General features: G+C 37.0%; 21 protein-coding genes, 9 tRNA genes, 2 rRNA genes and 1 riboswitch. Of the genes, 8 read left to right on the top strand and 24 right to left on the bottom strand.

Going from position 1 to position 26,293, the window contains the following annotated elements; genetic code table 11:
* Nucleotides 1–4: 4 nt before the first annotated feature.
* Nucleotides 5–1,513 carry an L-aspartate oxidase gene (locus tag DL897_RS05740; RefSeq protein ID WP_113658195.1) on the bottom strand — a complete coding sequence of 503 codons (1,509 nt, stop codon included), beginning with the start codon at nucleotides 1,511–1,513 and terminating at the stop codon, nucleotides 5–7.
* A gap of 297 nt (nucleotides 1,514–1,810) precedes the next feature.
* On the opposite strand from DL897_RS05740, the gene DL897_RS05735 reads away from it, so the two are divergent.
* The gene (locus tag DL897_RS05735; protein ID WP_113658194.1) at nucleotides 1,811–2,971 is read left to right on the top strand and encodes a cysteine desulfurase family protein; all 1,161 of its coding nucleotides are present in this window, start codon (nucleotides 1,811–1,813) and stop codon (nucleotides 2,969–2,971) included.
* A 15-nt stretch (nucleotides 2,972–2,986) separates the two neighbouring features.
* A complete protein-coding gene (locus DL897_RS05730) occupies nucleotides 2,987–3,688 on the top strand; it encodes a hypothetical protein (protein ID WP_113658193.1) in 702 nt (233 codons plus the stop codon).
* 376 nt (nucleotides 3,689–4,064) lie between these two features.
* Here the strand turns inward: DL897_RS05730 and pepV are convergent, their stop codons facing one another.
* The gene (gene pepV, locus DL897_RS05725; protein ID WP_113658192.1) at nucleotides 4,065–5,480 is read right to left on the bottom strand and encodes a dipeptidase PepV; all 1,416 of its coding nucleotides are present in this window, start codon (nucleotides 5,478–5,480) and stop codon (nucleotides 4,065–4,067) included.
* A gap of 264 nt (nucleotides 5,481–5,744) precedes the next feature.
* On the opposite strand from pepV, the gene DL897_RS05720 reads away from it, so the two are divergent.
* Nucleotides 5,745–6,650, top strand: coding sequence for a zinc dependent phospholipase C family protein (locus DL897_RS05720; protein WP_113658191.1), 906 nt, complete (start codon nucleotides 5,745–5,747; stop codon nucleotides 6,648–6,650).
* 306 nt (nucleotides 6,651–6,956) lie between these two features.
* Here the strand turns inward: DL897_RS05720 and DL897_RS05715 are convergent, their stop codons facing one another.
* From DL897_RS05715 to DL897_RS05695, 5 genes are all read right to left on the bottom strand, one after another.
* Nucleotides 6,957–7,952 (bottom strand): inorganic phosphate transporter, encoded by a 996-nt coding sequence (locus tag DL897_RS05715; RefSeq protein ID WP_113658190.1) that lies wholly within the window; start codon nucleotides 7,950–7,952, stop codon nucleotides 6,957–6,959.
* Nucleotides 7,945–8,568: a DUF47 domain-containing protein gene (locus tag DL897_RS05710; RefSeq protein WP_168188659.1), complete on the bottom strand. Its 624-nt coding sequence runs from the start codon at nucleotides 8,566–8,568 to the stop codon at nucleotides 7,945–7,947. The genes DL897_RS05715 and DL897_RS05710 overlap by 8 nt, the downstream gene beginning before the upstream one ends.
* 242 nt (nucleotides 8,569–8,810) lie before the next feature.
* On the bottom strand, nucleotides 8,811–9,140 hold the full coding sequence (locus tag DL897_RS05705; protein ID WP_113658188.1) for a hypothetical protein: 330 nt from the start codon (nucleotides 9,138–9,140) through the stop codon (nucleotides 8,811–8,813).
* A gap of 6 nt (nucleotides 9,141–9,146) precedes the next feature.
* Nucleotides 9,147–10,718: a vWA domain-containing protein gene (locus DL897_RS05700; RefSeq protein ID WP_113658187.1), complete on the bottom strand. Its 1,572-nt coding sequence runs from the start codon at nucleotides 10,716–10,718 to the stop codon at nucleotides 9,147–9,149.
* Nucleotides 10,719–10,965: 247 nt separating this feature from the next.
* On the bottom strand, nucleotides 10,966–12,321 hold the full coding sequence (locus DL897_RS05695; RefSeq protein WP_113658186.1) for a TrkH family potassium uptake protein: 1,356 nt from the start codon (nucleotides 12,319–12,321) through the stop codon (nucleotides 10,966–10,968).
* Nucleotides 12,322–12,438: 117 nt separating this feature from the next.
* On the opposite strand from DL897_RS05695, the gene mnmA reads away from it, so the two are divergent.
* The gene (gene mnmA, locus DL897_RS05690) at nucleotides 12,439–13,524 is read left to right on the top strand and encodes a tRNA 2-thiouridine(34) synthase MnmA (protein ID WP_113658185.1); all 1,086 of its coding nucleotides are present in this window, start codon (nucleotides 12,439–12,441) and stop codon (nucleotides 13,522–13,524) included.
* Between the two features lie 237 nt (nucleotides 13,525–13,761).
* Here the strand turns inward: mnmA and DL897_RS05685 are convergent, their stop codons facing one another.
* The 7 genes from DL897_RS05685 to DL897_RS05655 all read right to left on the bottom strand — a co-directional run bounded on the left by DL897_RS05685 (nucleotide 13,762) and on the right by DL897_RS05655 (nucleotide 17,504).
* Nucleotides 13,762–14,352: a xanthine phosphoribosyltransferase gene (locus tag DL897_RS05685; protein ID WP_113658184.1), complete on the bottom strand. Its 591-nt coding sequence runs from the start codon at nucleotides 14,350–14,352 to the stop codon at nucleotides 13,762–13,764.
* An 86-nt stretch (nucleotides 14,353–14,438) separates the two neighbouring features.
* Nucleotides 14,439–14,539: riboswitch (purine riboswitch) on the bottom strand.
* A 161-nt stretch (nucleotides 14,540–14,700) separates the two neighbouring features.
* Entirely contained in the window at nucleotides 14,701–16,806 is a 2,106-nt protein-coding gene (locus DL897_RS05680; RefSeq protein WP_113658183.1) for a S8 family serine peptidase, read from the bottom strand.
* A gap of 192 nt (nucleotides 16,807–16,998) precedes the next feature.
* A tRNA-Arg gene (locus tag DL897_RS05675) sits at nucleotides 16,999–17,075 on the bottom strand.
* Between the two features lie 43 nt (nucleotides 17,076–17,118).
* Nucleotides 17,119–17,195: transfer RNA gene (locus DL897_RS05670), tRNA-Arg, on the bottom strand.
* Nucleotides 17,196–17,237: 42 nt separating this feature from the next.
* A tRNA-Arg gene (locus tag DL897_RS05665) sits at nucleotides 17,238–17,314 on the bottom strand.
* Nucleotides 17,315–17,329: 15 nt separating this feature from the next.
* Nucleotides 17,330–17,417 (bottom strand) — tRNA-Leu (locus DL897_RS05660).
* Between the two features lie 13 nt (nucleotides 17,418–17,430).
* Nucleotides 17,431–17,504 (bottom strand) — tRNA-Cys (locus DL897_RS05655).
* Between the two features lie 60 nt (nucleotides 17,505–17,564).
* On the opposite strand from DL897_RS05655, the gene DL897_RS05650 reads away from it, so the two are divergent.
* Nucleotides 17,565–17,987 (top strand): YugN family protein, encoded by a 423-nt coding sequence (locus tag DL897_RS05650; RefSeq protein WP_113658182.1) that lies wholly within the window; start codon nucleotides 17,565–17,567, stop codon nucleotides 17,985–17,987.
* On the opposite strand, the gene DL897_RS05645 is transcribed toward DL897_RS05650, so the two are convergent.
* The 8 genes from DL897_RS05645 to DL897_RS05605 form a co-directional block, all read right to left on the bottom strand.
* Nucleotides 17,988–18,061, bottom strand: a tRNA-Trp gene (locus tag DL897_RS05645).
* Between the two features lie 9 nt (nucleotides 18,062–18,070).
* A tRNA-Thr gene (locus DL897_RS05640) sits at nucleotides 18,071–18,146 on the bottom strand.
* Between the two features lie 7 nt (nucleotides 18,147–18,153).
* Nucleotides 18,154–18,229: transfer RNA gene (locus tag DL897_RS05635), tRNA-Phe, on the bottom strand.
* Between the two features lie 58 nt (nucleotides 18,230–18,287).
* Nucleotides 18,288–18,382: transfer RNA gene (locus DL897_RS05630), tRNA-Ser, on the bottom strand.
* A gap of 281 nt (nucleotides 18,383–18,663) precedes the next feature.
* Nucleotides 18,664–18,948, bottom strand: coding sequence for a hypothetical protein (locus tag DL897_RS05625; RefSeq protein WP_113658181.1), 285 nt, complete (start codon nucleotides 18,946–18,948; stop codon nucleotides 18,664–18,666).
* Between the two features lie 175 nt (nucleotides 18,949–19,123).
* Nucleotides 19,124–19,621 carry a GAF domain-containing protein gene (locus DL897_RS05620; RefSeq protein ID WP_113658180.1) on the bottom strand — a complete coding sequence of 166 codons (498 nt, stop codon included), beginning with the start codon at nucleotides 19,619–19,621 and terminating at the stop codon, nucleotides 19,124–19,126.
* A gap of 284 nt (nucleotides 19,622–19,905) precedes the next feature.
* Nucleotides 19,906–20,910, bottom strand: a complete 1,005-nt coding sequence (locus DL897_RS05615; protein ID WP_168188658.1) for a trypsin-like serine peptidase — start codon at nucleotides 20,908–20,910, stop codon at nucleotides 19,906–19,908.
* A gap of 806 nt (nucleotides 20,911–21,716) precedes the next feature.
* The gene (locus tag DL897_RS05605) at nucleotides 21,717–22,016 is read right to left on the bottom strand and encodes a hypothetical protein (RefSeq protein WP_113658178.1); all 300 of its coding nucleotides are present in this window, start codon (nucleotides 22,014–22,016) and stop codon (nucleotides 21,717–21,719) included.
* Between the two features lie 281 nt (nucleotides 22,017–22,297).
* Between DL897_RS05605 and DL897_RS05600 the strand changes: the two genes are divergently transcribed.
* The 3 genes from DL897_RS05600 (at nucleotide 22,298) to DL897_RS05590 (ending at nucleotide 25,858) form a co-directional block, all read left to right on the top strand.
* On the top strand, nucleotides 22,298–22,933 hold the full coding sequence (locus DL897_RS05600; protein ID WP_113658177.1) for a hypothetical protein: 636 nt from the start codon (nucleotides 22,298–22,300) through the stop codon (nucleotides 22,931–22,933).
* Nucleotides 22,934–23,075: 142 nt separating this feature from the next.
* Nucleotides 23,076–24,380 carry a DUF4139 domain-containing protein gene (locus DL897_RS05595; protein WP_113658176.1) on the top strand — a complete coding sequence of 435 codons (1,305 nt, stop codon included), beginning with the start codon at nucleotides 23,076–23,078 and terminating at the stop codon, nucleotides 24,378–24,380.
* Nucleotides 24,381–24,553: 173 nt separating this feature from the next.
* The gene (locus DL897_RS05590) at nucleotides 24,554–25,858 is read left to right on the top strand and encodes a DUF4139 domain-containing protein (RefSeq protein WP_113658175.1); all 1,305 of its coding nucleotides are present in this window, start codon (nucleotides 24,554–24,556) and stop codon (nucleotides 25,856–25,858) included.
* A 138-nt stretch (nucleotides 25,859–25,996) separates the two neighbouring features.
* On the opposite strand, the gene rrf is transcribed toward DL897_RS05590, so the two are convergent.
* Both rrf and DL897_RS05580 read right to left on the bottom strand, forming a co-directional pair.
* Nucleotides 25,997–26,113: ribosomal RNA gene (gene rrf, locus DL897_RS05585) — 5S ribosomal RNA — on the bottom strand.
* A gap of 95 nt (nucleotides 26,114–26,208) precedes the next feature.
* Nucleotides 26,209–26,293, bottom strand: a 23S ribosomal RNA gene (locus tag DL897_RS05580); the annotation flags it as partial.

The raw sequence follows: 26,293 nt of genomic DNA, 5'->3' as shown, positions 1-26,293 counted from the left end.
ACTCCTATATCACATAATGTTTTCTCGACCACTCTGTCACAGTTTCAGGATAATCAAAACGATAATGTCCGCCACGACTCTCTTGACGCCAACAAGCCGATTTGATCATGATTTGTGCAGTAGTTAACATATTATGACATTCAATAAATCCTAAAGGTATCTCTTCTTCCAACTGTTTAAGTTGCTTTAACCCTGCTAATAAACTGCTCAAAGTACGAACAATTCCAGCATGATTCCACATAATCTCTCGAATTTGTGCTTTCCATGTCTCCTCTTTTTGCTTATCCATACACAAATCGGGATAATCGAATGTTAAGAGATCACTCTTTTGTGGACTCAGTGAAGCCAGCTTATTCGCCACCCGTTGTGCAAAGACTGCTCCTTCGAGCAAAGAATTGCTAGCTAGACGATTAGCACCATGCACACCTGTACAAGCTACTTCACCACAAGCAAAAAGTCGTGGAACCGTGGTTTGTCCTTCCAAGTCTGTTCGAATTCCTCCCATGATAAAATGGGCAGCTGGTGTTACGGGAATCAGATCTTTTCTTGGATCAATCCCATGTTTCAAACACTCTCGAAAGATTTTCGGAAAACGATCTGAAAAATTGGCTTGAATCTGTGTCGCATCCAAGAAAACTTGTCGTCCTGCCTGTGTCTCACGATAAATAGCACGTGAAACGACATCACGAGGAGCTAAATCCTTCCATTCGTGATACTTCTCCATAAAAGCTTCCTCATGATCATTGACCAAAATTGCTCCGTCTCCTCGAACGGCTTCTGAAATCAAAAACATTGGATTCTGTTCGACGGCGAGAGCAGTAGGGTGAAACTGAACAAATTCCATATCTGTTAACGCTGCGCCAGCTCGGTGAGCCATCGCAAATCCATCTCCAGTCACGACAAGATCATTGGTCGTATAACGATAAAGTTGGCCACATCCACCTGTTGCTAGTACAACTCCTTTTCTTGCTAGAATAATGGTTGGCTTTCCTTTAAGGTCAAATGTTTTTACTCCTCTGCATTGTCCTTGCTCGATAAGGAGATCCGCAACCATGGTATGTGTAATTAGATCAATTTGATCTGATTGCTTAGCGCGTTCCAATAAAGATGCAGTAATTCCAGCACCTGTCTGATCACCAGCTACATGTAAAATACGTGACACACTATGTGATCCTTCTCGTCCCAGTGAATAATGCCCATTCGTCTGATCAAACGGCGTTCCCCATTCTGCCAATAATTGAATCGTACGTGGAGCCATATGAACCATGACCTCTACAGAAGTTGGGTCGCATAAATCTACACCGGTCCGAAGTGTATCTTCTCTGTGTAGCTCTGGAGAATCCCCCTCACCGATCGCTGCTGCGATACCACCTTGAGCACGAAAAGAATTACTTTCTTCATAACGAGCCTTCGATATAACAAGAACATCCCCCGACTCTTGAAGAGATAATGCGGTCATCAAACCCGCTATCCCACTCCCTACTACAACAAAATCCGTTTCGATTTGTGTCATTTCAGAAATCCTTTCACAAATTCTTAACAATTTGTCTCAGTTTTATTTTCTCAGGAAAATGAGTAATGTCAACTAGGAATTTTTCACTTAATAACCTTCTATTATTTATTAAATTTTCGTAATATTATATATTGTACCCAAATAACTAATGAGGTTGTATCACCTATCACTACGCTAATATAGAACGTGTAAAAACATTCTCTTGGTGATTACGACAAATTTCATCCTTATCTTTTATCTCTTTCCGCTATAATAGTAAATAGTAAAAAGAAGCGAAATATAGAGGAGTGCATATCGATGAAACCTCTTTATCTTGATTATGGAGCAACTAGCCCTGTACGTTCGGAAGTACTAGAAGCCATGCTACCTTATTTTCAAAATGAATTTGGAAATCCAGGTAGTATTCATGATATGGGGCAACGTGCTTATGATGCGATTACCCATGCACGAAAACAAATTGCTCGTGCACTTGGGGCTACATCGCCACGGGAGGTTATTTTTACAAGTAGTGGAACGGAAGCCAACAATCTAGCCATTATCGGTGCAGCACGAAAAAGTCGTGAATCTCACTTAGGAAATCATGTGATTACCACAAAAATTGAACATCCTTCCGTTTTAGAAGCGTGCCGCTATCTAGAACGCGACGGGTTTCATGTTACTTATTTACCCGTTGATTCATTCGGCCAAGTTCGTATCGAAGATGTAAAGCAAGCCCTTAGAGAAGATACGATCTTGGTAAGTATTATGGCTGCCAATAACGAAGTAGGGACGATTCAGCCGATTCAAAAAATTGGACAGTTACTTAAACAAACCCATGCTTTATTTCATACAGATGCAGTTCAATACTTTGGTAAAGTTCCTTTTACTGTTGATGAATTGGGTGTTGATCTCTTATCGATCGGTAGCCATAAAATTGCAGGTCCAAAAGGAATTGGTGCTTTATATATTCGCAAAGGCGTAAGAATCGAACCACTTTTACACGGTGGCGGACAAGAACGTCATTTACGTCCGAGTACCTTAAATACACCTGCTATCGTAGGTTTTGGGGTTGCTGCTGTTTTGAGTCAACATGAGGTAGTTGAAGAACAAAAACGGCTTATTCAACTTCGAAATCTATGCTTAAGCCGTATTCAAAATGAAATTGGCCAGGTTACTTTAAACGGCCATCCTACCGAACGCTTGCCCAATAATCTTAACCTGAGCTTTCATCAAGTAGAAGGACAAGCGATTTTACTAGAGCTCAATCGTGAACAAATCTATGTTTCGAGTGGCTCCGCTTGTAGTGCTGGAAAACATCAAGCTTCTCATGTACTCTTAGCTATGGAGAAGGGAGAAGAGATCGCTTATCAAAGTTTACGAATTACCTTTGGTAAAGAAACAAGCGAAGAAGAGATCCATCTCTTTATCCAAAAACTAAAAAACGTCATGCAATATCTTCGTTCCTTAATCCCACAATAATAAAGGAAGTTCGATATGCTGGAATTAAGAAAAACACACCCCTTCCAACCAAGTAAATGGGCTAACTTTTTACGTCTTCTTGTGAAAGGTTGTTTGATATTCCTTTTAGCATTGATTGGTTGGATCGGCTTTATCTTTCTACAGCAAAAAAGTCATTCCGAGCCTGATCAAGTATATATCATGGGGACCGTCGGCTCTTACATTTTTTTATTTCTATTTTTAGTCCTTCTATTTTATTTTATCTTCTCATTTTTCGCTTTGCGGCAACAAGCAGAGCGACTTAAAAGGAAATTCTATATATTTGTCGTGTTCTATTTAATAACCAGCCCTCTTGTCCTTTTATCATTTGATAACTACCTTTTAGTAACTACAAAAGGCATTCAATATAACTCCTTTTTCTCAGTTGAAGGAGAACCCCTTAAAGAATGGAAACAAATTGAAAAGTTAGTGCTCGATTATGAAGTCAAACAGATTCCTACCCAGACGAGTGATGATCTACGGTTACGTTATATTCTGTACTTTAGGGACGGATCAACCGTTGATTTGAATCACCTTAACTCCCCCCTATATAAAAGATCAGAGTTTATAACTATTCATCGTGTTTTGCTCAAGTATAAAGTTCCGATCCAAATCATCCGCCCCTTACCCAATACATTTAAAGATCAATCCTCTTTTATTTACAAACTGTTTCACCATCAATATCAACCTTCATCATAGAAGCAAGCGACACCCATACCTTTAAGTTTTGGTGTCGCTTGCTTTTTGCGCATAGAGCGGCTCTCTACATAGATTACCTCTGGACCAGCAAACTTTTTAAGAAAAGAATGTCCAAAAGATGTATTAAAAAATGAATAAGGGGAGTCGAACTGATCTGTCAATTAGTAGAATCAGACGGTCTCCCTACTATACATGCAAAAAAGGTTATGCTCCAAATACATCAATCAAATCTCCAATATATTACTAAGACGATTGTAAGAATAAATTTCTGAAGATTAGGAATTGAGGGCGATTAGACATAATACAAGTGTGAATCAAAAGGGGCTTAAGTACCTTCTAGGCTCACACATTTTTTCTACCTACAAAACCTTATATCTTACTTCGCTAATTCATAAATCGCTTGTGCATAAATGGCTGTAGCTTTAAAGAGGTCTTCTAGTTCAATAAATTCATCTTTTTGATGTGCTGTTTCTGGCTTTCCAGGAAAAGTTGGCCCAAAAGCGACTCCTGTATCCAATGTTCGGGCGTAAGTTCCACCACCGATGGCGAGCAGCTCTGCTTTTTCTCCGGTTTGCTCTTCATACACACGGGATAATGTTTTAATGAGTGGATGATTCGGATCACAGAAGTGGGCTGGTTTATGATCGATATCAGTTACCTTCATACCATAGTTTGCAGTTTTTTCTTCAATTTCGGTTAAAATCTCATTGCTATCTCCTGCGATTGGGTAACGCACATTGACACGAATATAATGATCCTCACGGTGTTTATATTGGAATACACCTGCATTGACTGTTAATTTACCAACGCGATCGTCTTCTTGAGCAATCCCCAATTTTTCTCCAAAAAAGCTATCGACAAGTAGATCATTGATCATTTGAATATAGCGTGCCCCTTCAACATCCAACTCTACACTTTGTAAGAAGCGAGCTAGTTCTAATGCAGCATTTAACCCTTTATCTGGTTCTGAGCCATGATGGGATTGTCCTTTGATCACGATTTTCAGATAATCATCTGCTTCTTCAGCAAAGCCTTGAATGCCACGATTCATTAAAAATTCCTGTACTTGCATCTTCAGATCAAATACGTCACCAGATCCTGTTAACTTTGCCATCGCATAGTCAGGAACCATATTCACACGCTGACCCGCTTCAAATTCATCGAGAACCCATTCATAACCTTTTAAACGGGGTTGATCCGATTCACCGAAAATCTTAAAGTCTAGAAAGCCCTTTTCAGCAATAATTAATGGGAAATCGGCATCAGGTGTAAAACCCATCCCTGGCATTTCTTCATGTTCAAAATAATATTTCATACAACGCCAATAAGACTCTTCGTCACATCCTAAAATCAGGCGAATCCTTTTGGATACAGGTAAGCCTAGTTCTTTAATAATACGGAGGGCAAAGTAAGCACCCATCCCTGGCCCTTTATCATCAATCGCCCCACGCGCATATAACTTTCCATCACGAATGGCAGGGTCAAATGGGTGAGAAGTCCAGCCATCACCAGCAGGCACCACATCAACATGGGCTAGAACACCCACCAGCTCTTCTCCTTGACCATACTCGATATGTCCTGCATATCCATCTACATTTCGCGTGCGAAAGCCATCTTTCTCACCAAGAGCCAGCATAAATTCTAGAGCTTCACCGATCTTCTCTCCAAACGGTGCACGAATACTTGCTGTGGAATCATCAAGTACACTCTCTATTCCTAAAAACTTGACTAATTCCTCTAACATCAAATCTTTTCGTTTATATACTTCTTCTAACCACTGTATTTGGCTCATCGTTATTCCTCCACTAACTAATGACAAAATATTTAGCTTTACGCTTGGTCTGGTTTATAAAAAATCGGACAAAAACAACAAGCTATGTATATCTATAGGAACCATTTCTGTCTGGGCTTGTAACTGTCCCTATTTACTTAACCATTCTACCACTTCATACATATCTACTGTCAAACCAACTAAATAAAGTATATCCAAATCATCATCAAACTCACTGTTTTCATGATATATTTTTATTAAGAATAAGAAAGGAGAAATCTTACTTTGCCCTACGCATGGACTCATATTATTTTTGGTCGAGAACTGATTCGTCTTTCGATTCTTCCTCAGCCGAATAATAAGCCGTTATTTCAGCTTGGCTGTCAAGGTCCAGACTTTTTCTTCTTTCATCGCTTTTGGCAATTGACAAGAAAAACTCCAAGTCAGGAGCTCGGCAATTTATTTCATACCCAATCCTGTGGACCCGTTTTGATTGAATTAATTGAAGCAGCCAAAAAACATCCTGATTTACGTGAATATGTAGCCGGATTTTTAACGCATTATATATTAGATTCTTCGACACACCCATATATTCATTATCGCGCTGGATATAAGCGGTTTAAACATCAAAAGTTAGAAGTCATCATGGATACGATCATTGCCATGAAAATCAGCCAATTAGAAACATGGTCTACTTCACTAACCCCTGAAATTGATATCGGACATTTTCCACAAAATCTAACAGAATCATTCCACAAAATTGTCCAAAAATTTTATCCAACGTTAGCGAAAGAAGTAGAAATCAACATCTATGACGCTGCTTACCAAGATATGAAAAAAGCATTTCAACTCTTTTTTGATCCCTATGGATTCAAACTCATCTTTACATTTGGCATGATTGCTCCCTTTCGACATACAAAAAATATTCCTTCTAAAGATTTTCTTAATCTAAATCAAACCTCTTGGAATCATCCAGCGATAGCAGATGAAGTGCACCATGAAAGTTTCTGGGATTTATGGGAAAATGCTCTTCTTGAAGGAAAACACATTTTACCTAATATTTTGGAGTATTGGGAAACGGGAAGAAAACCAGATACCTCCTTTTCACAGCTACTTGGAAACCGTTCTTATGATACAGGAAAAGACTGTACACTTAACCTTAACAACTTTCTTTGTGATCCACTCGTTTAGAACCTATCAAAAACAGCCTAACATCAGACAAAGGTTAGGCTGTTTTGTTTAATTTAAAAGTCGACTTTGTATAAAATGATTCTCTATTAATCAATAAAAAAAGAATGGCTGATTAGCCAATCCAAAAAACAAATTCATTTATTTTTAAAAAACTTTATCAAATAATATGATGAAGGCAATAAATCCACTTTTATACTTTTTATATATTTACTTAAGGGAACAATTCCCCTTTTACCATTTAGATTGAAAAACTCAAGAGAAAATTGCTTGTTAAGACTATGTAATCACTTACATACTTTTACTGGTTCACTTTTCCAGGATTCGTAAAGCCAAATAAAATAAATATCCCATAAGTGCGGTCCCTGGAAGAGTTAAAATCCAAGCAGATACAATCTTACCAGCTACACTCCAACGAACACTTTTAATTCTTTCAGCAGATCCTACACCGATAATCGAACCCGTAATCGTATGTGTCGTACTCACAGGTACTCCAATCTTGGCAATAGTAGCGAGTAGAAGCGCTGCACCCGTTTCTGCTGCAAATCCATGTGGTGTTTCTAAACGACTTAGTCTTGAGCCAATTGTTTGAATTACTTTCCAGCCTCCAAGTGCGGTTCCAAGTGCCATTGCCAGTGCAGCGGAAACCATAACCCAAAGTGGAACTTCCATATTGGACTGAACTCCTGTTGCAACCAGTGCCATCGTAATGATTCCCATCGCTTTTTGTGCATCTGAGGCTCCATGACTAAATGCCATAAATGCAGATGAAAAAATTTGCAGTGGACGAAATATTCTTTTCACCTTGGAAGGAGCAGTATCAGCAAAAAGGCGACGAATTAATTTCATAATTAAAAAGGCGAGTAAACCACCGATCACTGGAGAAATAACTAATCCTATAAGAATCATAATAATTCCTTTTACTTTTAAAATCGCTATCCCTTTAAAAGCAACCGAAGCGCCAATTAAACTACCTAATAATGCATGAGAAGAACTTGTTGGTAAACCCATTAGAACAGTTACGACATTCCAAATGATTACGGCTAACAAAGCTGCCACTAAAACAACATTACTAATAATATTTGGGTCAACAATCTCTTTTCCAATGGTTTTTGCTACCTCAGTCGAGAAAAAAGCCCCTACAAAGTTTAAAACAGCAGCCATAATAATGGCTTTTGTAGGTGAAAGTGTGCGTGTTCCAACTACAGTCGCTATTGCATTCGCAGTATCATGCCAACCGTTTGTAAAATCAAATATAAGTGCTAAAACAATTACAAAAACCAATAACCACATTGGATCAGGCATACTTCATGACCACACCTTCCATAACATTGATTAAATCTTCGAATGTGTCGGTCACATCCTCTAATTTCTCATAAATCTCTTTCATTTTAATTAAATCAAGTACTTGAATATCTGGACTAGCAAGCATCTCTGCGATTCCGTCACGCATTAGTTTGTCGCCTTCATTTTCTAAGACATTGATTTCGATAGAAGCCTTACGAATCTTGGCATAATCCCTCTTTTCCAGTGCGATAAAAGCTTCATGGAGATGACGAGCACAACTTTCAAGTACACCTGCAAACTTAATTAAATGCGGTGTTGAATGATCAACATGCAAATATACAAAACGCGCTGCACATGCTTCGATTCCATCGAGCACATCATCTACTTGAACTGCTAATGCCAAAATATCCTCTCGGTCGAGTGGAGTTACAAATGTTTGATTTAACTCCCGAATGATTAAATGAGTATATTCGTCTCCCTTGTTCTCAAGCTCTTTAATTTTCTCAGCATAGCTTTCCTTTTCTTCCAAAGTCTCTACATTCTCTCGAAATAACAATACTGCTTCTAAAATATTCGAAGTAGCATCTACTAAGGTTTGGTAAAAAATCCGGTCTTTGGAACGGTTGAAAAACAACGGAAACTCCTCCTGACATAAACAGTTTTCTTTGACTAGATTATAATACTGTTGAATAATAACATTGAAAATACCTTTATTTAAACTTAAATATAGATTAACGCATTCTTAATAAAAACTTTACAATCCAGATACAAATTTGACACTTGACTTATCAGTGAAAACCGATAATCAAAAGAACATCAATCTTAACTACCATTAACAAAAGCGTTTGACATTATATTTTGTCAAACGCTTTGAAATTAAGCGTGGATACTTTGTGAAATATAAGCTCCTTCAATTTGCAAAAATAATAAGTTTAGATCACAGATACAACTAGATATTTCATTTAATTCATCGGTAAGTTGAAAAAAAAGATCTTCAGCATCGACTTCTTTCAGTGCCTCATATTTCTGCATATACTCCTGTTCCAAACATTTGATACGGTCAGGGATTTTAGAGCATATTTCTTGACATTTTAGCTCAAACTCCTCTTGCAACTGCATAGGAAGTTGATCATATTCTACATGCAGATAAGGTCGGAAAATCTTTAAGCGGTGATCAAATTTCACTTCATACAGCGAACTCTCCATCCGTTATCACTCCGATTGTGTCTCCTGTGCTGTATCATTTTCTGTTGGGTCTTCAGTTGGTTCCGTCTGGCTATCATCCCCATCTGAATTTTTAATTGGAGGCTGTTCTTTTAACACTTCTTGTTTATGCTTTTCAAATTCCTCTTTTGATTTACCATCTTTCTCCCAGTCTTGCTCCAGCTGTTCTAGATTCGTTTCGTAATCTTTTTCCAGTTTACCACTCGCCGTTTTATTTTGATTATCCATATAATCCTCAACTTGTTGGTAACGGTTTTGTATCCACTGGTCTACTTTTTCCCACTCTTTAATATTTATTTTCTGTAAATCTTTAATATACTCATTTGCTTTGTTTAGTCGTTCATTTTCTTTCTTTAGTTTTCCTAAAACACTTTCATAATGGGTACTCAAAAGTAAGCTGTCTGTACGATAGCTCTGAGTAATTTTTTGTAAACCTTGAAGTTGCCAAGGCTCATTTTTCTTGCTAATTTCTTTTTGGAAATTATAGAATACCCGGCGCAGATCTGTACTATCTGCTGCTCTTTGATAACTACCACCTGCTGTGTTTGCGACTTTTCTTAACTCCGCCTCATCTTGACGATTTACTTTGAGTCCAATTATGTGAAAATTACCTATTTCGTTGGAAAGGCGTACTTCTTCGGCTTCATGTGTGAGATTCCCACCACAACTATCCGACTGATCTGTGATAAGCAGTACAGTTTGATCTGTGTTTGAAGCCCCTTCTCTAGTCTCCCCATATATTGAACGAATCGCTTGTGTCAATGGACTCTGCCTTGAAAAAGTGGTTACTTGATTCCATGCAGATGAAAATTTCTTTGCATCAAATGACTGTTTAGGATAAATAGTCTTAGGCTCTTGACAATTACTGGTATTCGCTAAAGAATTCATATTCCCTTGCCCAAAGACACTGACAGATAACTGGGTATTTTTGGGTAAAGAAGCAGCAAATTGAGTAAGTGCTAACTTCGATGCTGTAAGCTTACTTTTCCCATCCATATCGGCTTGCATGGAGTTACTGGCATTCAGCATGACCAATACATTCGTTGCTTTGTCTTTGGAAGACGACTTGTTTATCCGTGACTTCAATCCATCCAACTGTGATCGATAGTTCGGCTCCATCTGTTTAAAGAAGGTATTATCTCCTTTATAGTTTTCACCGACAAGCCCTAACAAATAAGCATAAATCTGTTCTTCTGACATCCCTTTGGGCATTTGGTCGAGTGCTTCGCTCACTTTAACATGATTAAACAAATTACCAGCATACCGACCTTTTCCATCATCTTTTAAAATATTAGCCAAATCAGTAGCAGGAGCAGGGGGAAGTAGATTTTTTTCAACACCCGTTTTTACCGGCTTTTTGTGCTCCTGCCCGTTTAACTTCGTCTCTACTTTTTCTACATTATTTCCTGTTGTTTGTTGGATTTTTTCGATCACAGTTGAACAACCACTTAATAGCGGGAATACTCCCACCGTGAAAGCAAGCAGTGTAACTCTAAACTTATACTTCATAATTACCTGCCTTTCAACACTCTTTTCTCCAAGACACCTCGATTTTTTCATATTTCTTGTCTCCACATATTCTATGCATGTGTTGTAAATCCTTGCTCTCTTGTCAAGAAAAAAGAATACACCTCTCCACTTTTCCATCTATCATTTATTTTAGATCTTTCTCTCTCTCTATGACAATATAACAGATTTGGACATCTCATGATAATTATTAAAACTTTCCTATACCCAAGTTAAGCAGTAGGAACTTAGGTCATCCAAAACTTTAAATCGCCTATCTCTAAAATTAGGATGACTCTATCTATCCTATCATTGGCTTTTCTTCCGGATATTTATACGGTACTTGTTTCTTTATTTTAGCTAAAGCTAAAGCAATCGTTATCGTCCCTACTCTTCCAGCAAACATCGTTAAAGCAATTAACACTTTACCAAACGGAGTTAAATTAGGCGTTAAGCCCATCGTTAAGCCTACTGTCCCAAATGCAGAGACGGTCTCAAACATGGCTGTAAGGAGATCTGCACGTTCTGTAATAGTTAACAAAATCGTTACTAACATAACCACTGTTAAGGAGGCAACCGTCACCGTTAGCGCTTTATATACTAAATAATTAGGAATACGTCGTTTAAATGCCACTACATCAGAACGGCCACGAATCATATTCCATACCGCGAGTAATATACTGGCTAGTGTTGTTGTCTTAATCCCACCCCCCGTTGAGCTTGGGGAGGCTCCTACGAACATCAGCAAAATCATAATAAAGAGAGAAGCAGGATACATCGCACCAATATTAATCGAATTAAAACCAGCTGTACGTGTGGATACTGACTGAAACCAAGCAGATAAAATTTTATCTTCCCATTTCAACGACTTCATCGTAGCTGGATTTGACCATTCAATCAATAAGAGAAGAAGTGTACCCATGATTATTAAAATGGCTGACATGGTTAGTACCAGTTTTGTATGTAAGCTTAATCGCTTCGTTTTCCGAAAGTAGATGATTTCACGGATAACGACAAAGCCAATTCCACCTAAAATAATTAGAAAGCCAATGGTTAAATTAACAGTAGGATCACTGACATATCTAGTTAAATTACTAAATTTTTCATAGTCACCAAATAGATCAAACCCCGCGTTATTAAATGCAGATACAGCATGAAATAGCGCATAATATAGCCCTGTGGACCATCCCCATTCGGGTACAAAACGAGAGGCTAAGATCAAAAATCCTATTCCTTCGATGACTACTGTAATGAGTACAACAGCCTTTACCAAACGGACAATACCTTCCATCTTAAGCTGATTAAATGCCTCAGTTAAAATTCTTCTTTCTGCCACTCCAATCTTTTTACCCAACATCATGGCGATCAAAGTAGCAAATGTCATAAACCCTAAACCACCTACTTGAATTAACGTGAGAATAATCATTTCGCCAAAATGACTATACGTTGTAGCCGTATCCACAACGACCAAACCGGTTACACAAACTGCTGATGTAGCAGTAAATAATGCATCTAAAAAAGATACATGTTTGCCTGGTTCTGCCGAAATCGGTAAAGTTAAAATAGTAGCTCCAATAAAAATCACTAAGGCAAAGCCGATCACCAGAACTTGTGGAGGAGTTAACTTTGCAAAGATAGAAAATCTGGCTCTAACCATTATCTATTTCCTTTCATTAACCGTTTTTCTTGATAAAAATGGATTACATGGTTTAGATTATAATAGAGACTTTCTTTAGTAACAAGAAAATGAAACAACTGATTAGGACTGATATAAATGGATAATAAAAATATACGTGTAGTTGTGGGAATGTCTGGCGGTGTCGATTCATCTGTTACTGCTTGGCTACTCAAAGAGCAAGGATATAATGTTATCGGCTTGTTTATGAAAAACTGGGATGATACGGATGAGTTTGGGTATTGTACAGCAACAGAAGACTTTGAGGATGTGCGTCGTGTCTGTGCCCAAATTGGTATTCCTTATTACTCTGTAAACTTTGAAAAAGAGTATATGGATAAAGTATTCCAATATTTCCTAGATGAATATCAACATGGTCGAACCCCCAATCCAGATGTCATGTGTAACCGTGAAATTAAGTTTGGTGATTTTCTCACAAAAGCGAAACAACTTGGGGCTGATTTCATGGCTACAGGTCATTATGCCCAAATTAAGGAAATCAATGGACAAAAATATCTTGTTCGTGGCGCAGATCCGAACAAAGATCAAACTTATTTTCTTTATGCTGTAAAAAAAGAGCAGTTATTTCAATCTATGTTTCCTATTGGCCATCTAAATAAACAAGAAGTACGAAATATCGCTGCTGAGCAAGGGCTAGCTACTGCAAAGAAAAAAGATAGTACAGGAATTTGCTTTATCGGCGAAAAGAACTTTCGTGAATTCTTAAGTCAATATCTCCCAGCGCAACCTGGGGAAATTCATACACTTGATGGAAAAAAACTCGGTACTCATGATGGACTGATGTATTATACATTAGGGCAACGTCAAGGCTTAGGAATAGGTGGTATTGGCACGGGTGAACCATGGTTTGTTGTAAAAAAAGATGTTAAAAACAATATTCTTTATGTAGCACAAGGGCACGATCATCCAGCCTTATTCTCAAACGGCTTGATCGCAACTCAAGTCAATTGGTTGGGTTCCGAGTATCCTGTCCATACTTTTACCTGTACTGTAAAATGTCGCTATCGCCAAAAAGATCAAGAAGCACAAATAATTCCTCAAGCAGATGGTACCTTCCGTGTTGAGTTTGCCAATCCACAAAGAGCCGTCACACCTGGGCAGTCTGTCGTTCTTTACGATGGTGAAATATGTCTAGGTGGGGGAATTATCGATCAAACATTTTAAGTAAAAAAGAAGAAAGGCTACCAACCCTACAGTAGCCTTTCTTCTTTTACCTAAAGTATATATAAACTAAACTTTTATATAGAGGTTGTTGCATTAATCGGTCGCTCATCGTTTTTGAACTCACTTCCGCTAACACAAAAGCGATTGGCTCCTTAACCAAAGGTATGATCTAGGTTTTCATTCGAATTATGCAACATACTGTATCTCATTTTTAACCACTTGACTTCACATGGGGTGTTAGAATATCACTTCTTTATCCTTTAGAAACTGGACTTGCCGATTTTTTAACGAAGCGATTCTAGCCAAAGATTCTACACGGTAACCCGCTTCTTTTACTTTACGAATCCCTTCTTGAAAGGATTTTTCGATTACGATTCCTACACCAACCACATGAGCTGAAGCTCCCTCTACCAGACGACATAATCCCAGACTAGCTTCACCACGTGCCATAAAATCATCAATAATCAACACTCGATCTTCAGGAGAAAGAAATTGTTTGGAGACAGTGATCTCATTCATCGCTTGTTTGGTAAATGAATATACTTTTTCAACATATATATCCTTCTTTAATGTAAGCGACTTTTGCTTTCTTGCAAAAATTACAGGTACCTTTAATTGCAACGCCGTCATTACAGCTGGGGCAATCCCAGAAGATTCAATCGTTAATATTTTAGTTATCCTTTCCCCTTGGAATCGTCTAGCAAACTCTTTACCAATCTCAACCATTAAAAAAGGATCTATTTGATGATTTAAAAAAGAATCGACTTTTAATACTTCATCATCTAAGATAATACCTTCATTCATAATTTTTTGCTCTAATAACTCCATGATGCCCCTCCTTAAATAAAAAACTCGAGAAGTATTTGACTTCCGAGTGAAGAGCATACTTTTTACATATTTTGGAATAACGAAAGTAAAAAAGCAGCCTCACTCGTAGTCTAATCATTTTAGGTGATTAGGTAGAAACTTGTAGGCCAATTCCTACAATTATACGAGCTTCTTTCAATCTTCTACGCAAAAAGTCCCTCTACCTAGCTATAAGGAGACTATTCATTAGATTATAGCTTACATCGCCTTAAGAGTAAAGCATCGTCTATTTTAAGCCAAAATCTAAAAATACCGTATGCTTCTTTTGACTATTAGGAGCATACGGTATTCAATGTTTTATTTGTTATTTTATTCTACAAAGTAATAGTATGGAAGACGTAACTGTTTACCTAATAAAGTTTTTACTGTAATATAACCTTGCACATCGGTATTGCTATTTTTATCCTTACCTATAGCCTTAACTTCAAAAGTAGTTGTTTGACCCTTACGTAATGTCACAAGTGGTTTACTAATCTTAACCGCTTTCTTTTGATCAGATTGAATCATATATACTTGTGTTTGGTTCGTCGTATTTTTTAGGCTAACCTTTATTTTCACTTCACCTGTTTTACTTTTTACTTTTCCAAAACTCAGTGATGCTGGTTCTAACATAGCTACAGGATTTAATGCAGCTCCTACATTCATGATTCCACTACCTACATCGACTGGCTTTTTTGTATCTTTAGCATCCCGAGCCGTTCCTACCAGTGCTGATTTGAGGTTTTGTGGAGTCCAATTAGGATGTGCTTGTTTGAGTAGTGCTACAGCTCCAGCTACATGAGGCGTTGCCATTGAAGTACCATTAAACATTTGTAGTCCACCACCGACAACACTAGAATATACGTTAACTCCAACTGCCGCTAAGTCGGGCTTTAGGGTATAATTCACTGTGGGTCCACGTGAAGAAAAATTAGCAATATAGCTATCGTTATCCGTATTTACCTCACTCGGTGTTTTAGGCTCAATCACAGTCGTCACTTGTTGCCCCTTTAAGATCCAAGCTCCATCTTTATCAGATACCATTAGTGTTGGGATCTTAATCATATCCTCTACAGACATCGAAGCAGGATCCCCAGCAGCATTATTGACAATGATAACGCCTACTGCACCTTTATCTTGAGCGTTCTTTGCTTTATCGGTAAACGTACAACCTCCTCGTTTGACCACAGCGACTTTTCCTTTTACATCACCTGATAATGGATTGCATCCTAACCCACTGTCTTCCGATACAATTGCAAGGGGTGCTTCTACCTTACTTGTAATTTTACCCCCTGGTTCACCCACACCTACTAATACATCTTTTTCTGTACCATCTATTTTTACTTTAATGGTAGAACCAATCAAATGGTTATTAGTAACTGCCCCAACAGTAATTGCTTTTTCTGCAATACCCGGTGAGCCAATCGTCATCGCTCCAGGTCCTTCATTCCCAGCTGCAATTACCATACTAACTCCAGCATCACTAGCTGCATTAACCACTTCCACCAATAGATCAAAACCAGGTGTTGCTTCACCACCTAGACTCATATTTACGACTTCCATCCCGTCATTTACCGCATCTTCAACCGCTTTGGCAATATGAATACTTTCCGCTGAGCAATCTTCACACGGGAATACATTATAGTTCCCTAAATAAGCTTTAGGAGCCACTCCACTTAGCTTACTCTTAACAGTACCGGATGGATCACTATATCCTTCAACACCTGCTATGGTTCCAGCTACATGAGTTCCATGTGAGTCAATCGCTTTTGGTGTTGCACTTGTATCTGGACTATATACTTTCGCAACAATCACTTTATTACTTGTATACTGAATATCTTCTTCGCGATTAACTTTAGGAAAACCATCTGGTATTTTTAAACTATCATCTTTAAGAAAGGGATGATTGTTATCGATACCACTATCAATTACTCCTACTTTGATTCCATTTCCTCTATAACCCAGATTCCATGCCGGTAAATCATTAATAATTGTATGACTTCGATTCATAACTGGTAAATATTTTTTGCTTCGAACAACCTTTTTCACACCAGGCCCTTGGCTTAAAATATTTGCATTTACTTCATCTGCTTTAACCGCAATACCATGTAATAACGTAGAATATTCCGCAGAAATTTTCGCATTTTTCACTTTACCTTTTAACCAATTTTTATATTTATTACGGCTTTGTTTAAGCTGGTCACGATATGTTTGAGCTTCTGGTGTTTTTAACTTTTGAATTCCATTATCTTTTGTAACTTTAGTTTGATGTACAGCTACAGGCTCCTCTTGTAACTGCACAAAATAATAGTCACCAGGTCCAGCCACTTTATGGCTCTTATTTTCCTCTGGACTTGCATGAATAAACGAAAAACTTGAGGAGACTAATAAAGTACTTAATAAAACTGGTATCGCAATACTCCATCTACTCTTCATAAAACCCCTCCTTTTAAATTTGAAATTCTCTTTAAAAATTCGTCACATTATTTCGAAATACCTGCCCATATCAATTTCAACAATAGAAAAATTATTAACAATAAAAATATATATATTCCTTTTAGCACTGATATTATCCTTGTTGTAAAAAAACAAAAGAACCTTACTTAGTTTAAAAGTAAGGTTCTTTACTGGCGTGCCCTGGAAGATTCGAACTCCCGACCTTCTGATCCGTAGTCAGACGCTCTGTCCAGCTGAGCTAAGGGCACATATCTTATATTCACTATGATCACAAAAACTGAACTTAAATGATGGCGTGCCCTGGAAGATTCGAACTCCCGACCTTCTGATCCGTAGTCAGACGCTCTGTCCAGCTGAGCTAAGGGCACATATCTTGTATTCACTGTTATCACAAAAACTGAACTTAAGAATGGCGTGCCCTGGAAGATTCGAACTCCCGACCTTCTGATCCGTAGTCAGACGCTCTGTCCAGCTGAGCTAAGGGCACATAATATATATCATTTGGTGCGGACGAAGGGACTTGAACCCCCACAGTCTTAATGACCACAAGAACCTGAATCTTGCGCGTCTGCCGATTCCGCCACGTCCGCAAAAAAAAATAAATGGAGGCGGCACCCGGATTCGAACCGGGGATAAAGGTTTTGCAGACCTCTGCCTTACCACTTGGCTATGCCGCCATGATCCATGTATGAAATCATCTAAAAACCACAAACTAACAATAAGAAAGGAGTGTTTATATGATTTCTATCCCATCTGCTATCGAAGGCTACCAGAACTCCTTTAAAGAAATTCAATCATCCTTCGAAGAAGAAGGTTTTTCGCTGGGCGGTGGCTATACGTATGATCATGGATACTTTGATCATCCATTAGACTGGGAAGAAAGACATGGATACCGTTATTATTTACGAATACCCACTCAAGCCATTCAAGGAGAATTGGATCAACCAAATACAAAAGTAAAACTTGGAAGACCATTTGTCATCAAGCATGAATTTCTAACTGACAATGATCCAACAGCTAATAGTGGACTATTAACTGGGTTTGTGAGTCAATTCAGCAAACCGATCTCTGTAGAAGATCATGAGATTGATCAAAAATGGATCGAACGTGCTCAAAATCTACTACACCAGCTAGAATCAAAATTCCAAGTATCCTCTTGATGGCAGGGGCGGTAGGAATCGAACCCACACTGGAGGTTTTGGAGACCTCTGTTCTGCCATTAAACTACGCCCCTAAAGAAAAATGGTGCTGGTGAGAGGACTTGAACCCCCAACCTACTGATTACAAGTCAGTTGCTCTACCAATTGAGCTACACCAGCATACTTATGGTGGTTCGGGACGGAATCGAACCGCCGACACGAGGATTTTCAGTCCTCTGCTCTACCGACTGAGCTACCGAACCTTAGTTTAACATATTTTCACGAGAATGTCAAATTTCTTTTACAATCCATTTGATATAATGGCGGAGAGAGAGGGATTCGAACCCTCGAGACGAGGTTTTTCCCGTCTACACGATTTCCAATCGTGCTCCTTCGGCCAGCTCGGACATCTCTCCGTGTTCTTATTCATCCGGCGCGAATCGGACATTTAATATAATACTAAGTAGGAGCACTTTTGTCAACACATAATTAAATAAAATTATATTCAGAAATTACTCTTGCCGGATAACACATTGCTCTGATAAACACTGGCATCAAAATATTAACGGCTTCTGGTTTAAGAATAATCACTTTTGACCTGTTGAAATGGACGAAAGCATACAAAAAGGACCAGAAGCCATTATAAACTTAGATGAAAGCTCGTTAAATATTTAAATGACTTCAAGCCTCTGAAATGCTATATTCCCATTGTCAACAATAACAGCACAGATAAAAAGAAAAAAACGATTGCACTAACTACCACACCGACTTTTGCTAGTCGACGCTTTTCAGATTTCATCCCAATCAGACCAAACACTACTGCAACCACAATGAATGCTAATAGTAGAATAGGTGAAATCTGATCAGCAATAAAAATAATAAAGATTCCACTGAATAAAAAGATGATCGCCAAAACCAGTGAGATCACCGCATATTTATTTTTCGATTTATCTGGTTGATGTTCCGGTTGATTCATACTCAATACCCATCACCCCTTGCCATCGCCTTTTCTCTAGTTTACTCTATTAAATTTTTGTTGCTTTGCTTTTTACAGATATTATAATTTAACCTATTTTGTATTGTTACCCTATATGCAACTTTTCAATCCACTTTATCATCATTTTTTCTTTGATGTAGACCACCGTTTATACAGTAGTCTACATCAAAGGAGCCCAATCGGTCTGCTTGATTAGATAGATAACATATTCTTCTAAATACTTTTGATCCACTTGATCAAAACGGTTGATAATTGGGCTATCTATATCTAACACGCCGATCACTTGTTGATGAACTCGTAATGGAATCACAATCTCAGAACGGCTTGCAGCGTCGCAAGCGATATGACCTGGGAAAGCATGTACATCTTCCACAACTAAAGTTTGTTCCTTAGCCACTGCTGTTCCGCAAACACCTTTACCAATTGGGATTCGCACACAGGCTGGTTTACCCAAAAATGGCCCTAAAACTAACTCTGTATCTTTCATCAAATAATATCCTACCCAATTGATTTGCTCTAAAGAATGATAAAGATGTGCAGCCGTATTTGCTAGATTCGCCAACCAATCTTTTTCTCCTTCTAACAAATAAGAACACTGTTTTATCATTTGCTGATAGTTTGCTTCTTTATTTCCTTCAATACGGTCAAAGTTAAACATGCCGTTCCCTCCTTATAACCTAGAAAACCATTGCTATCCTCTAAAAAATAATACCTTTTTCTAGCTTCAGTGAGAAGAGTATATTTAGTCCATAGATAAAAGATCAAATTAAGTGAAGAACTTCAATTCATACCACAAATACTACTGAACTACCGCTTCCTCATATACTTTTTTTAATATGGTTGCATTAACAAAAGAAGTACGTAAATCTAAGTCAATAATACAGAAAAAATACCTCTATTTTATCAAAGGTATTTTCTCTGTATTGTCTCCATATTATGGGGTTAGTCTTTAACCGCCCAACTTTTCACAGCATTGTATGCTTTTGATGCAAGTTTTGTACCTGCATTGTATTTATCAGGAATACCATGTGATATAACACCTAAAGCGTAATAACCATACTTTTTGTTATATTGGAAGATTGGACCACCACTTTGTCCACCTGTTGTATCCATATGGTATTTCATAATCCGACTAGTTTCGCTGATCACCTTACCACTTTCTTTCCACATGGTGAATGTTTTTTTATCACCAGGATATCCTACAGCCGTTACCGTACTTCCTTTTAATTTATTGGCTGGACGAATTCCGAAACTACCTGATTTCTTTCCAAGTGGCTTATTTGTAGTAATGACACCATAATCATAGTTGAGATTTCCTTTTTTCCAGCCTTGTGCAAAGGAAAAGCTTGTTCCTTTAGCAGTCCCGTAAGGAGCGACCATACCACCTCGAGATGCAGCTGTGGCTGCTGGGACAAAGATAATATTTTTGGCATATTTTTTCGTCTCTGGGTGGTATAAACAATGTGCAGCAGTTAATACAGTATTTTTATCGATATAAGAACCACTACAGGTGAATGTATCTTTTCCAAATGTTGCAATAATAATCCCTGTTGCACGATAGGGGAACGCTTTGGTGTTTGTGACACGAGTACGAGTATCTTTCCCGATCACTCCAGGAATCCTCTTACCTGAAAATAGGGTTTCTGTTGGGTAAGTTTTTGATTTTTTGCTAACCGGATCATATACTTTTACCTGTTTAGGAAGACTTACTTTTTCATTAGTTAATCCCTGATTAGTACCTGCTTGACTTTTATCCACTTCTTGTTTTGCTTGTACAGATGCTTTATTAGCTTGTTGTTGGAGTTGTTCAACAGATTGAACTTTCCCACTCTGGTTAACCATGGCTTCATCTTGTGTACTTTCAGGTTGTTTAGTGTTAGCGAAAACTAACATAGGTGTACACAATACCAACAAACCGGATACTACAGTAATTAATTTATTTTTCATTATATTCCTCCTCATCTTTATGCATATTAATATTAAAAAATTAATAATAAAAATACCAATATTGAATATCCTATATCACAAAATATACAGATCTTTTTGTATAAATATTGAATATTTGATATAATGGTTGAAAATTATTATCTGATCATCCCCTGCAAATAAAGATCTTAGACCGATCTATCCTAGAGTTTAAAGTAAGATCCTTATTCTAAAAAGTGTCTATACTATTGTTGTGAAACATAAATTTCGAAATGGTTTTTAGAAAAAATGATTACTAGTTCAGGCTTGGACTTGATCCGGCTGGTAAAACATCTAATTCGTTCATGACCAACGATTCCGTATTTCTGGCCACAGCCATTCTTAATACTATTAATGTAAAAACTCATCTATGGAAAATAGCCTAATGGTAAGTTTTGCAAGGTATACGATGAAAGAATTCCTCTATAACTTGTCATTTAGCTGGTCGAAACCTATAAAGAAAGCTGCATTTCAAATTAGCTAGAAAAGCATTAGATACAAATCATGGAATGTCATATTTGTGAAGAAATTCATGGAGAGCAAAAATATAATCGTACCCTTGGGTTTCGAGAAGCGGGGCGAATTCCAGATTACGCAAAATCAGCGGACGGGAAACTACATAAAACAGTATTTTACTATAAACGCTTAATCTTTTAATCTTTTATATAAATGATTGCTCACTCTTTCATACGTTTATGTTTTTTAACCCTAGTTCGCCTGAAGATGACCGTTTACCAACGGTCACCTTTTAATATGTAAAATTTCTAATCAACCCACTAAGCATTTCATTAAGGATAGATCATCTTTATACTAATTAAAGCATAAAGCAAAATTCCAATGGGAATGAGAAATAAAAGCGCATTGATGATAATTCCCCATAAAGCCAGCTTTTTTTTTGGAGCTTTTAATGCTACTAATCCTAAAATCATCCCCACTAACCCTAAACCAACACCTATTTTCCAACTTATTAAAAAGGAGATTGCAGCAACTACTCCACAACCTATTGAACTCATTGCTAAGTAATCTTTTTGCATGGAAGATGACTTCTCTACCTTTAATATTTCGTCAGCTTTTACCTCTTCTTCCATACCAATGCCCCCCATCATTGAAATTCTTTCTAAAATAGTAAAGGTAGCTGAAAGACTTATATATTAATAAGATTACGATAACATATCAAATAATCATATATTTAAATTAAATGGCGAAATATTCAGATCCAAATTCAAATATATGGGAGTAAATCAAATAATGGACAAATAATAATGATTGAAACATACAAAGTGATAAGCTAATCTATACTTAATAAATAAAATAACCATTCTCTTAATAAAGATCAGTATCTTTCATTTTTATTCAATTGGAGGAAAGAATGAGAAAAGTTTATATGATATCCCTTTGCCTTTTTATTTTATTGACGGCGGGATGCGGAATTCTCCCAACAAAAAAAACGAATTTAACACCGTCGGAGCAGGAAGAACAGGGAAAAGCTACCACTAAAGAACAACAAACGATTATCATTAACAACAACCAAGTGAATAATCAAACAAGTAATCAACAGCAGACTATATCCAATACCAATCCTCCTGCAAATCAAAACCACGTAAATAATCAAGTGAAACCTTCTGGACCCATTTCTTTTAAAGCTCATGACTTTGAAAAGCAAGGAACCGGATATATTCCACCCAGACTTCCTACTGCTGGAGCTTGGCTTTATACTCAAAATAATCATCCAAGTAATATCACAAACGAATTCGATTGGGATCAGATGGATGTTTTGCACTTTCAATTAAATGATCCAAAATATATTGGATATCTACCTATTCCCAAAAAAGTGGAACTTGTCCAAGGGAATGTTATTATTGTTGTAAAAATGAAATATGATTCGGACTATGCCAAGTTTAAATTAGCCCCCCGACGCTATTTGGAGATCCCTCGGGGTGTTGTTAGCCAAGATGCGCAAATTTCGGTTCAGTCAGATACTGGTGAACAACTTCGTACATTTTAAAAATAACCACTCCTTATTGAGTGGTTATTTTTTGATAATACATGCATGTCCTTGAAAAATATATTAAATTTTTTATAGATTTTTTTTACTAGGATCGAATATCATAAAATTAATATTTAATATCTTGGAGGATTGGCATAACATGATATATACTTCTACTCAAAAAGACTGCGAGCGCATGGTTTTAACCATATATAATGATGGTTATGGTGTCATAAAAGAAACCAGATCCATAGCCCTCGGTGAACACGATCAGCTAATCCATTATTCAGATATTGCTGAGAAAATTGAGATTGACTCCCTTCTGATAGATGGGCTCAAAATTAAGGAAATGAACTTTGAATATGACTTAGTAAATAAAAAGAAACTACTCGAAAAATATGTGAATGAAGTAATCTTAATCCGAGATCGTTATAGTCAACAGAAAACCCCTTATCAATTACTTAGTGTCACAGATAGCATCATCGTTCAAAATACTTTAACTGGTGAAGTACGCATCAACCCCAAAGGGGAAATGATTTTACCTCAGCTTCCTCAAGGATTCATCCTTAAACCCAGTTTAATCTGGAAGATCAAAGATCCACACCAAAAAAGCGTAAATATCTCTTATATTAGTAAAGGCTTTCGTTGGCATGCAAGTTATATCATTTATCTGCAAGAAAACACTCTAGATCTATCAGGATGGGCCCATATTCATAATGAATCTGGAGCAACCTATGAAAATGCAGAGTTAAAACTGTTAGCTGGTAAAGTTCACCGAATCAAAAAAGAAAAAATATCTTCATTAGAAATTCCAACGTTCCTAAAAATGGCTAAGAGACAAAATAAAAATGCGAATTTTAAAGAAAAGACCTTTCATGATTATCATCTCTATACTTGTCAAGAAAAAACTACATTAAAAAATAATCAATTAAAGCAAATAAAATTTGTAGAACAAACAAAAATTCCTTTTCAAAAGTATTATATGGGGTTAGGAGTAGGTCCTCAAAAACACTATTCTACGCGAATATTTGTGAATCTATCAAATGATCACACTCATGGTCTTGGAATTCCTTTGCCAAAAGGTAAAATAAAGATTTATAGTAGAGATACTGTAAACCAATGTTTCGAGTATCTAAATGAAACCCTAATTGATCATACCTCTGTTGATGAAAAAATTCTTTTACCTCTTGGGGAAGCTTTTGATGTTCGAATGGATTGCCGTATTATTAAAAAAAAGCAAACAGGCAAATATGCTTTTATCACATATGAATACACGATTTCTAATCACAGACCAGAAAGTATTCATTTCAAATTAAATCATCTACTATATCTTAAACATATGGAATGGTTATCTGCGAGTGTACCTTTTGTAAAGCAAAACGTAGATAGCTACATAAGCGATATGAATTTAGCAGCTGGTGAAACAAAAAAAGTTCAAGTACATATTCGAGCTAAGGTAGAGTAATATATCTATTTGTTAAAAAATATTTACTTTGAGACGGCTTTCCATTTCTCTATCCCTCAATCAAAACTTGTAAAACTTCTTCAACGAAAAAGGAACCTCTTATTTTATTTTGAATTACTTATTTTTTTATTTATAAATTTATATTATATATCTTTACCATAGGGGGAATTATAATGGCTTACATTTCTACTAAAGATGATACAAAGCAGCTCTCTTTAACAATTTATAACGATGGATTTGGTGTTGTCAAAGAGACTCGTATCATGAACTTAGATGATCAAGAACAAGAAGTATATTATTTAGATGTAGCTGAAAAGACAGAAATTGACTCGATTCTTATTAATGGTTTACAAGTGCAAGAAATGAACTATGAATACGATTTGGTAAGTAAAAAGAAGCTACTTGAGAAGTATATAGACCAAACGATTTATATCTTCGATAAAGAAACTAAAACTAAGACGGAATACCGTTTACTAAGCGTCACAGATGGTATCGTTGTTGAAAATACAACAACAAAAGAAATTATTATCAATCCCTATGGTGAAATGGTGCTACCTCAACTACCTACTGGATTAATCGTTAAGCCAGGTTTAGTATGGAAAGTTAAACAAGCTTATCAAGAAAATATCCATATATCTTATATCACACGGGGATTTAGTTGGGAAGCAAATTATGTGATCCACCTTAAAGAAGAGAAGTTTGATCTATCAGGCTGGGTACATATTTGGAATGAAACAGGAGCCACTTATGAAAATGCAGAGTTAAAGCTAATCGCGGGAGAAATCCATCGCAGCATGGAGCATAGTGATATGGAAGAAGTATTACTCTATAGTGCATTAGATGAAGATAGTAATAGTAATTTCAAAGAACAAAGTTTTCATGACTTTCATCTTTATACTTGTAAAGAAAAAACCACTCTTAAAAACAATCAATCGAAACAAGTGCAGTTTTTACATTATACTCATATCCCTTATAAAAAGTACTATGAAAATGCAGCATATTATAGCTATGAATCTAGTAAAGAAATTCCTGTTTCTGTTCATATTGAGTGGAACAATAACAAAGAGAGTCAGCTAGGTGTTCCTCTACCCAAAGGTAAAATTAAGGTATACAGTAAAGATGAAGCCGATCAAAACTTGGAGTTTATCGGTGAAGACCAAATCAACCATACTTCTCATGGAGAAAAAGTAAAGTTATTACTTGGAAAAGCATTTGATGTAAAAATGCAAAGCCGTGTTATTGATAAATATACAAAGTGGGGATATCAATACTATACACAAGAATATAAAATTCAAAATAAAACACATGAAAAAATTCTTTTTAAACTAAAGCACGATCTATATTTCTTACGTGAAGAATGGCTTACTTCAACACATCCTTTCGAAATGATTGATCAGAATAGTTATGTTTGCTGGCTAGAAATCGAACCAGAAACAGAGGAAACGATCCAAGTAAAATACCGTGAAAAAGCTAAATAATATAAAAAGGTCCTCTACCCAAAATAAATAGGGTAGAGGACCTTTTTAGTCAAACTTAGATTTTGATCATCTTCATTTATCTAGCTTATGATCCGAATAACAAAAGCCATCCAGTTTTTCTGGATGGCTTTTTAGTATGCCTGGCAATGACCTACTCTCCCAGGGGTCTGCACCCCAAGTACCATTGGCGCTGAAGGGCTTAACTGTCGTGTTCGGGATGGGAACGAGTGGAACCCCTTCGCTATAATCACCAGACGTTTCCCAGAATCTGTGATTCTGGGACAATATTCAGATGTGTGAATCACACACCTTGAAAATTAGAAAGGAAATGAAGTCAGAGTGAGAGTAAGTAGGTTAAGCCCTCGACCGATTCGTATCCGTCAGCTAAACACATTGCTGTGCTTACACCTCGGACCGATCCACCTCGTCATCTAC

Source organism: Thermoflavimicrobium daqui (assembly GCF_003313465.1).
Taxonomy (GTDB): domain Bacteria; phylum Bacillota; class Bacilli; order Thermoactinomycetales; family Thermoactinomycetaceae; genus Thermoflavimicrobium; species Thermoflavimicrobium daqui.
Note: the sequence above shows the minus strand (reverse complement) of the source record. Positions and strands in the feature narration are given on the sequence as shown.

Coding starts and splice junctions, on each gene's coding strand:
- DL897_RS05700 (WP_113658187.1), bottom strand. CDS start 10,718: ATGAAAAAATCGAGGTGTCTTGGAGAAAAGAGTGTTGAAAGGCAGGTA.
- DL897_RS05595 (WP_113658176.1), top strand. CDS start 23,076: ATGATATATACTTCTACTCAAAAAGACTGCGAGCGCATGGTTTTAACC.
- DL897_RS05740 (WP_113658195.1), bottom strand. CDS start 1,513: ATGACACAAATCGAAACGGATTTTGTTGTAGTAGGGAGTGGGATAGCG.
- DL897_RS05600 (WP_113658177.1), top strand. CDS start 22,298: ATGAGAAAAGTTTATATGATATCCCTTTGCCTTTTTATTTTATTGACG.
- DL897_RS05685 (WP_113658184.1), bottom strand. CDS start 14,352: ATGGAGTTATTAGAGCAAAAAATTATGAATGAAGGTATTATCTTAGAT.
- DL897_RS05680 (WP_113658183.1), bottom strand. CDS start 16,806: ATGAAGAGTAGATGGAGTATTGCGATACCAGTTTTATTAAGTACTTTA.
- DL897_RS05615 (WP_168188658.1), bottom strand. CDS start 20,910: ATGAAAAATAAATTAATTACTGTAGTATCCGGTTTGTTGGTATTGTGT.
- DL897_RS05735 (WP_113658194.1), top strand. CDS start 1,811: ATGAAACCTCTTTATCTTGATTATGGAGCAACTAGCCCTGTACGTTCG.
- DL897_RS05705 (WP_113658188.1), bottom strand. CDS start 9,140: ATGGAGAGTTCGCTGTATGAAGTGAAATTTGATCACCGCTTAAAGATT.
- DL897_RS05650 (WP_113658182.1), top strand. CDS start 17,565: ATGATTTCTATCCCATCTGCTATCGAAGGCTACCAGAACTCCTTTAAA.
- DL897_RS05730 (WP_113658193.1), top strand. CDS start 2,987: ATGCTGGAATTAAGAAAAACACACCCCTTCCAACCAAGTAAATGGGCT.
- DL897_RS05605 (WP_113658178.1), bottom strand. CDS start 22,016: ATGGAAGAAGAGGTAAAAGCTGACGAAATATTAAAGGTAGAGAAGTCA.
- DL897_RS05590 (WP_113658175.1), top strand. CDS start 24,554: ATGGCTTACATTTCTACTAAAGATGATACAAAGCAGCTCTCTTTAACA.
- DL897_RS05695 (WP_113658186.1), bottom strand. CDS start 12,321: ATGGTTAGAGCCAGATTTTCTATCTTTGCAAAGTTAACTCCTCCACAA.
- DL897_RS05620 (WP_113658180.1), bottom strand. CDS start 19,621: ATGTTTAACTTTGACCGTATTGAAGGAAATAAAGAAGCAAACTATCAG.
- DL897_RS05715 (WP_113658190.1), bottom strand. CDS start 7,952: ATGCCTGATCCAATGTGGTTATTGGTTTTTGTAATTGTTTTAGCACTT.
- mnmA (WP_113658185.1), top strand. CDS start 12,439: ATGGATAATAAAAATATACGTGTAGTTGTGGGAATGTCTGGCGGTGTC.
- pepV (WP_113658192.1), bottom strand. CDS start 5,480: ATGAGCCAAATACAGTGGTTAGAAGAAGTATATAAACGAAAAGATTTG.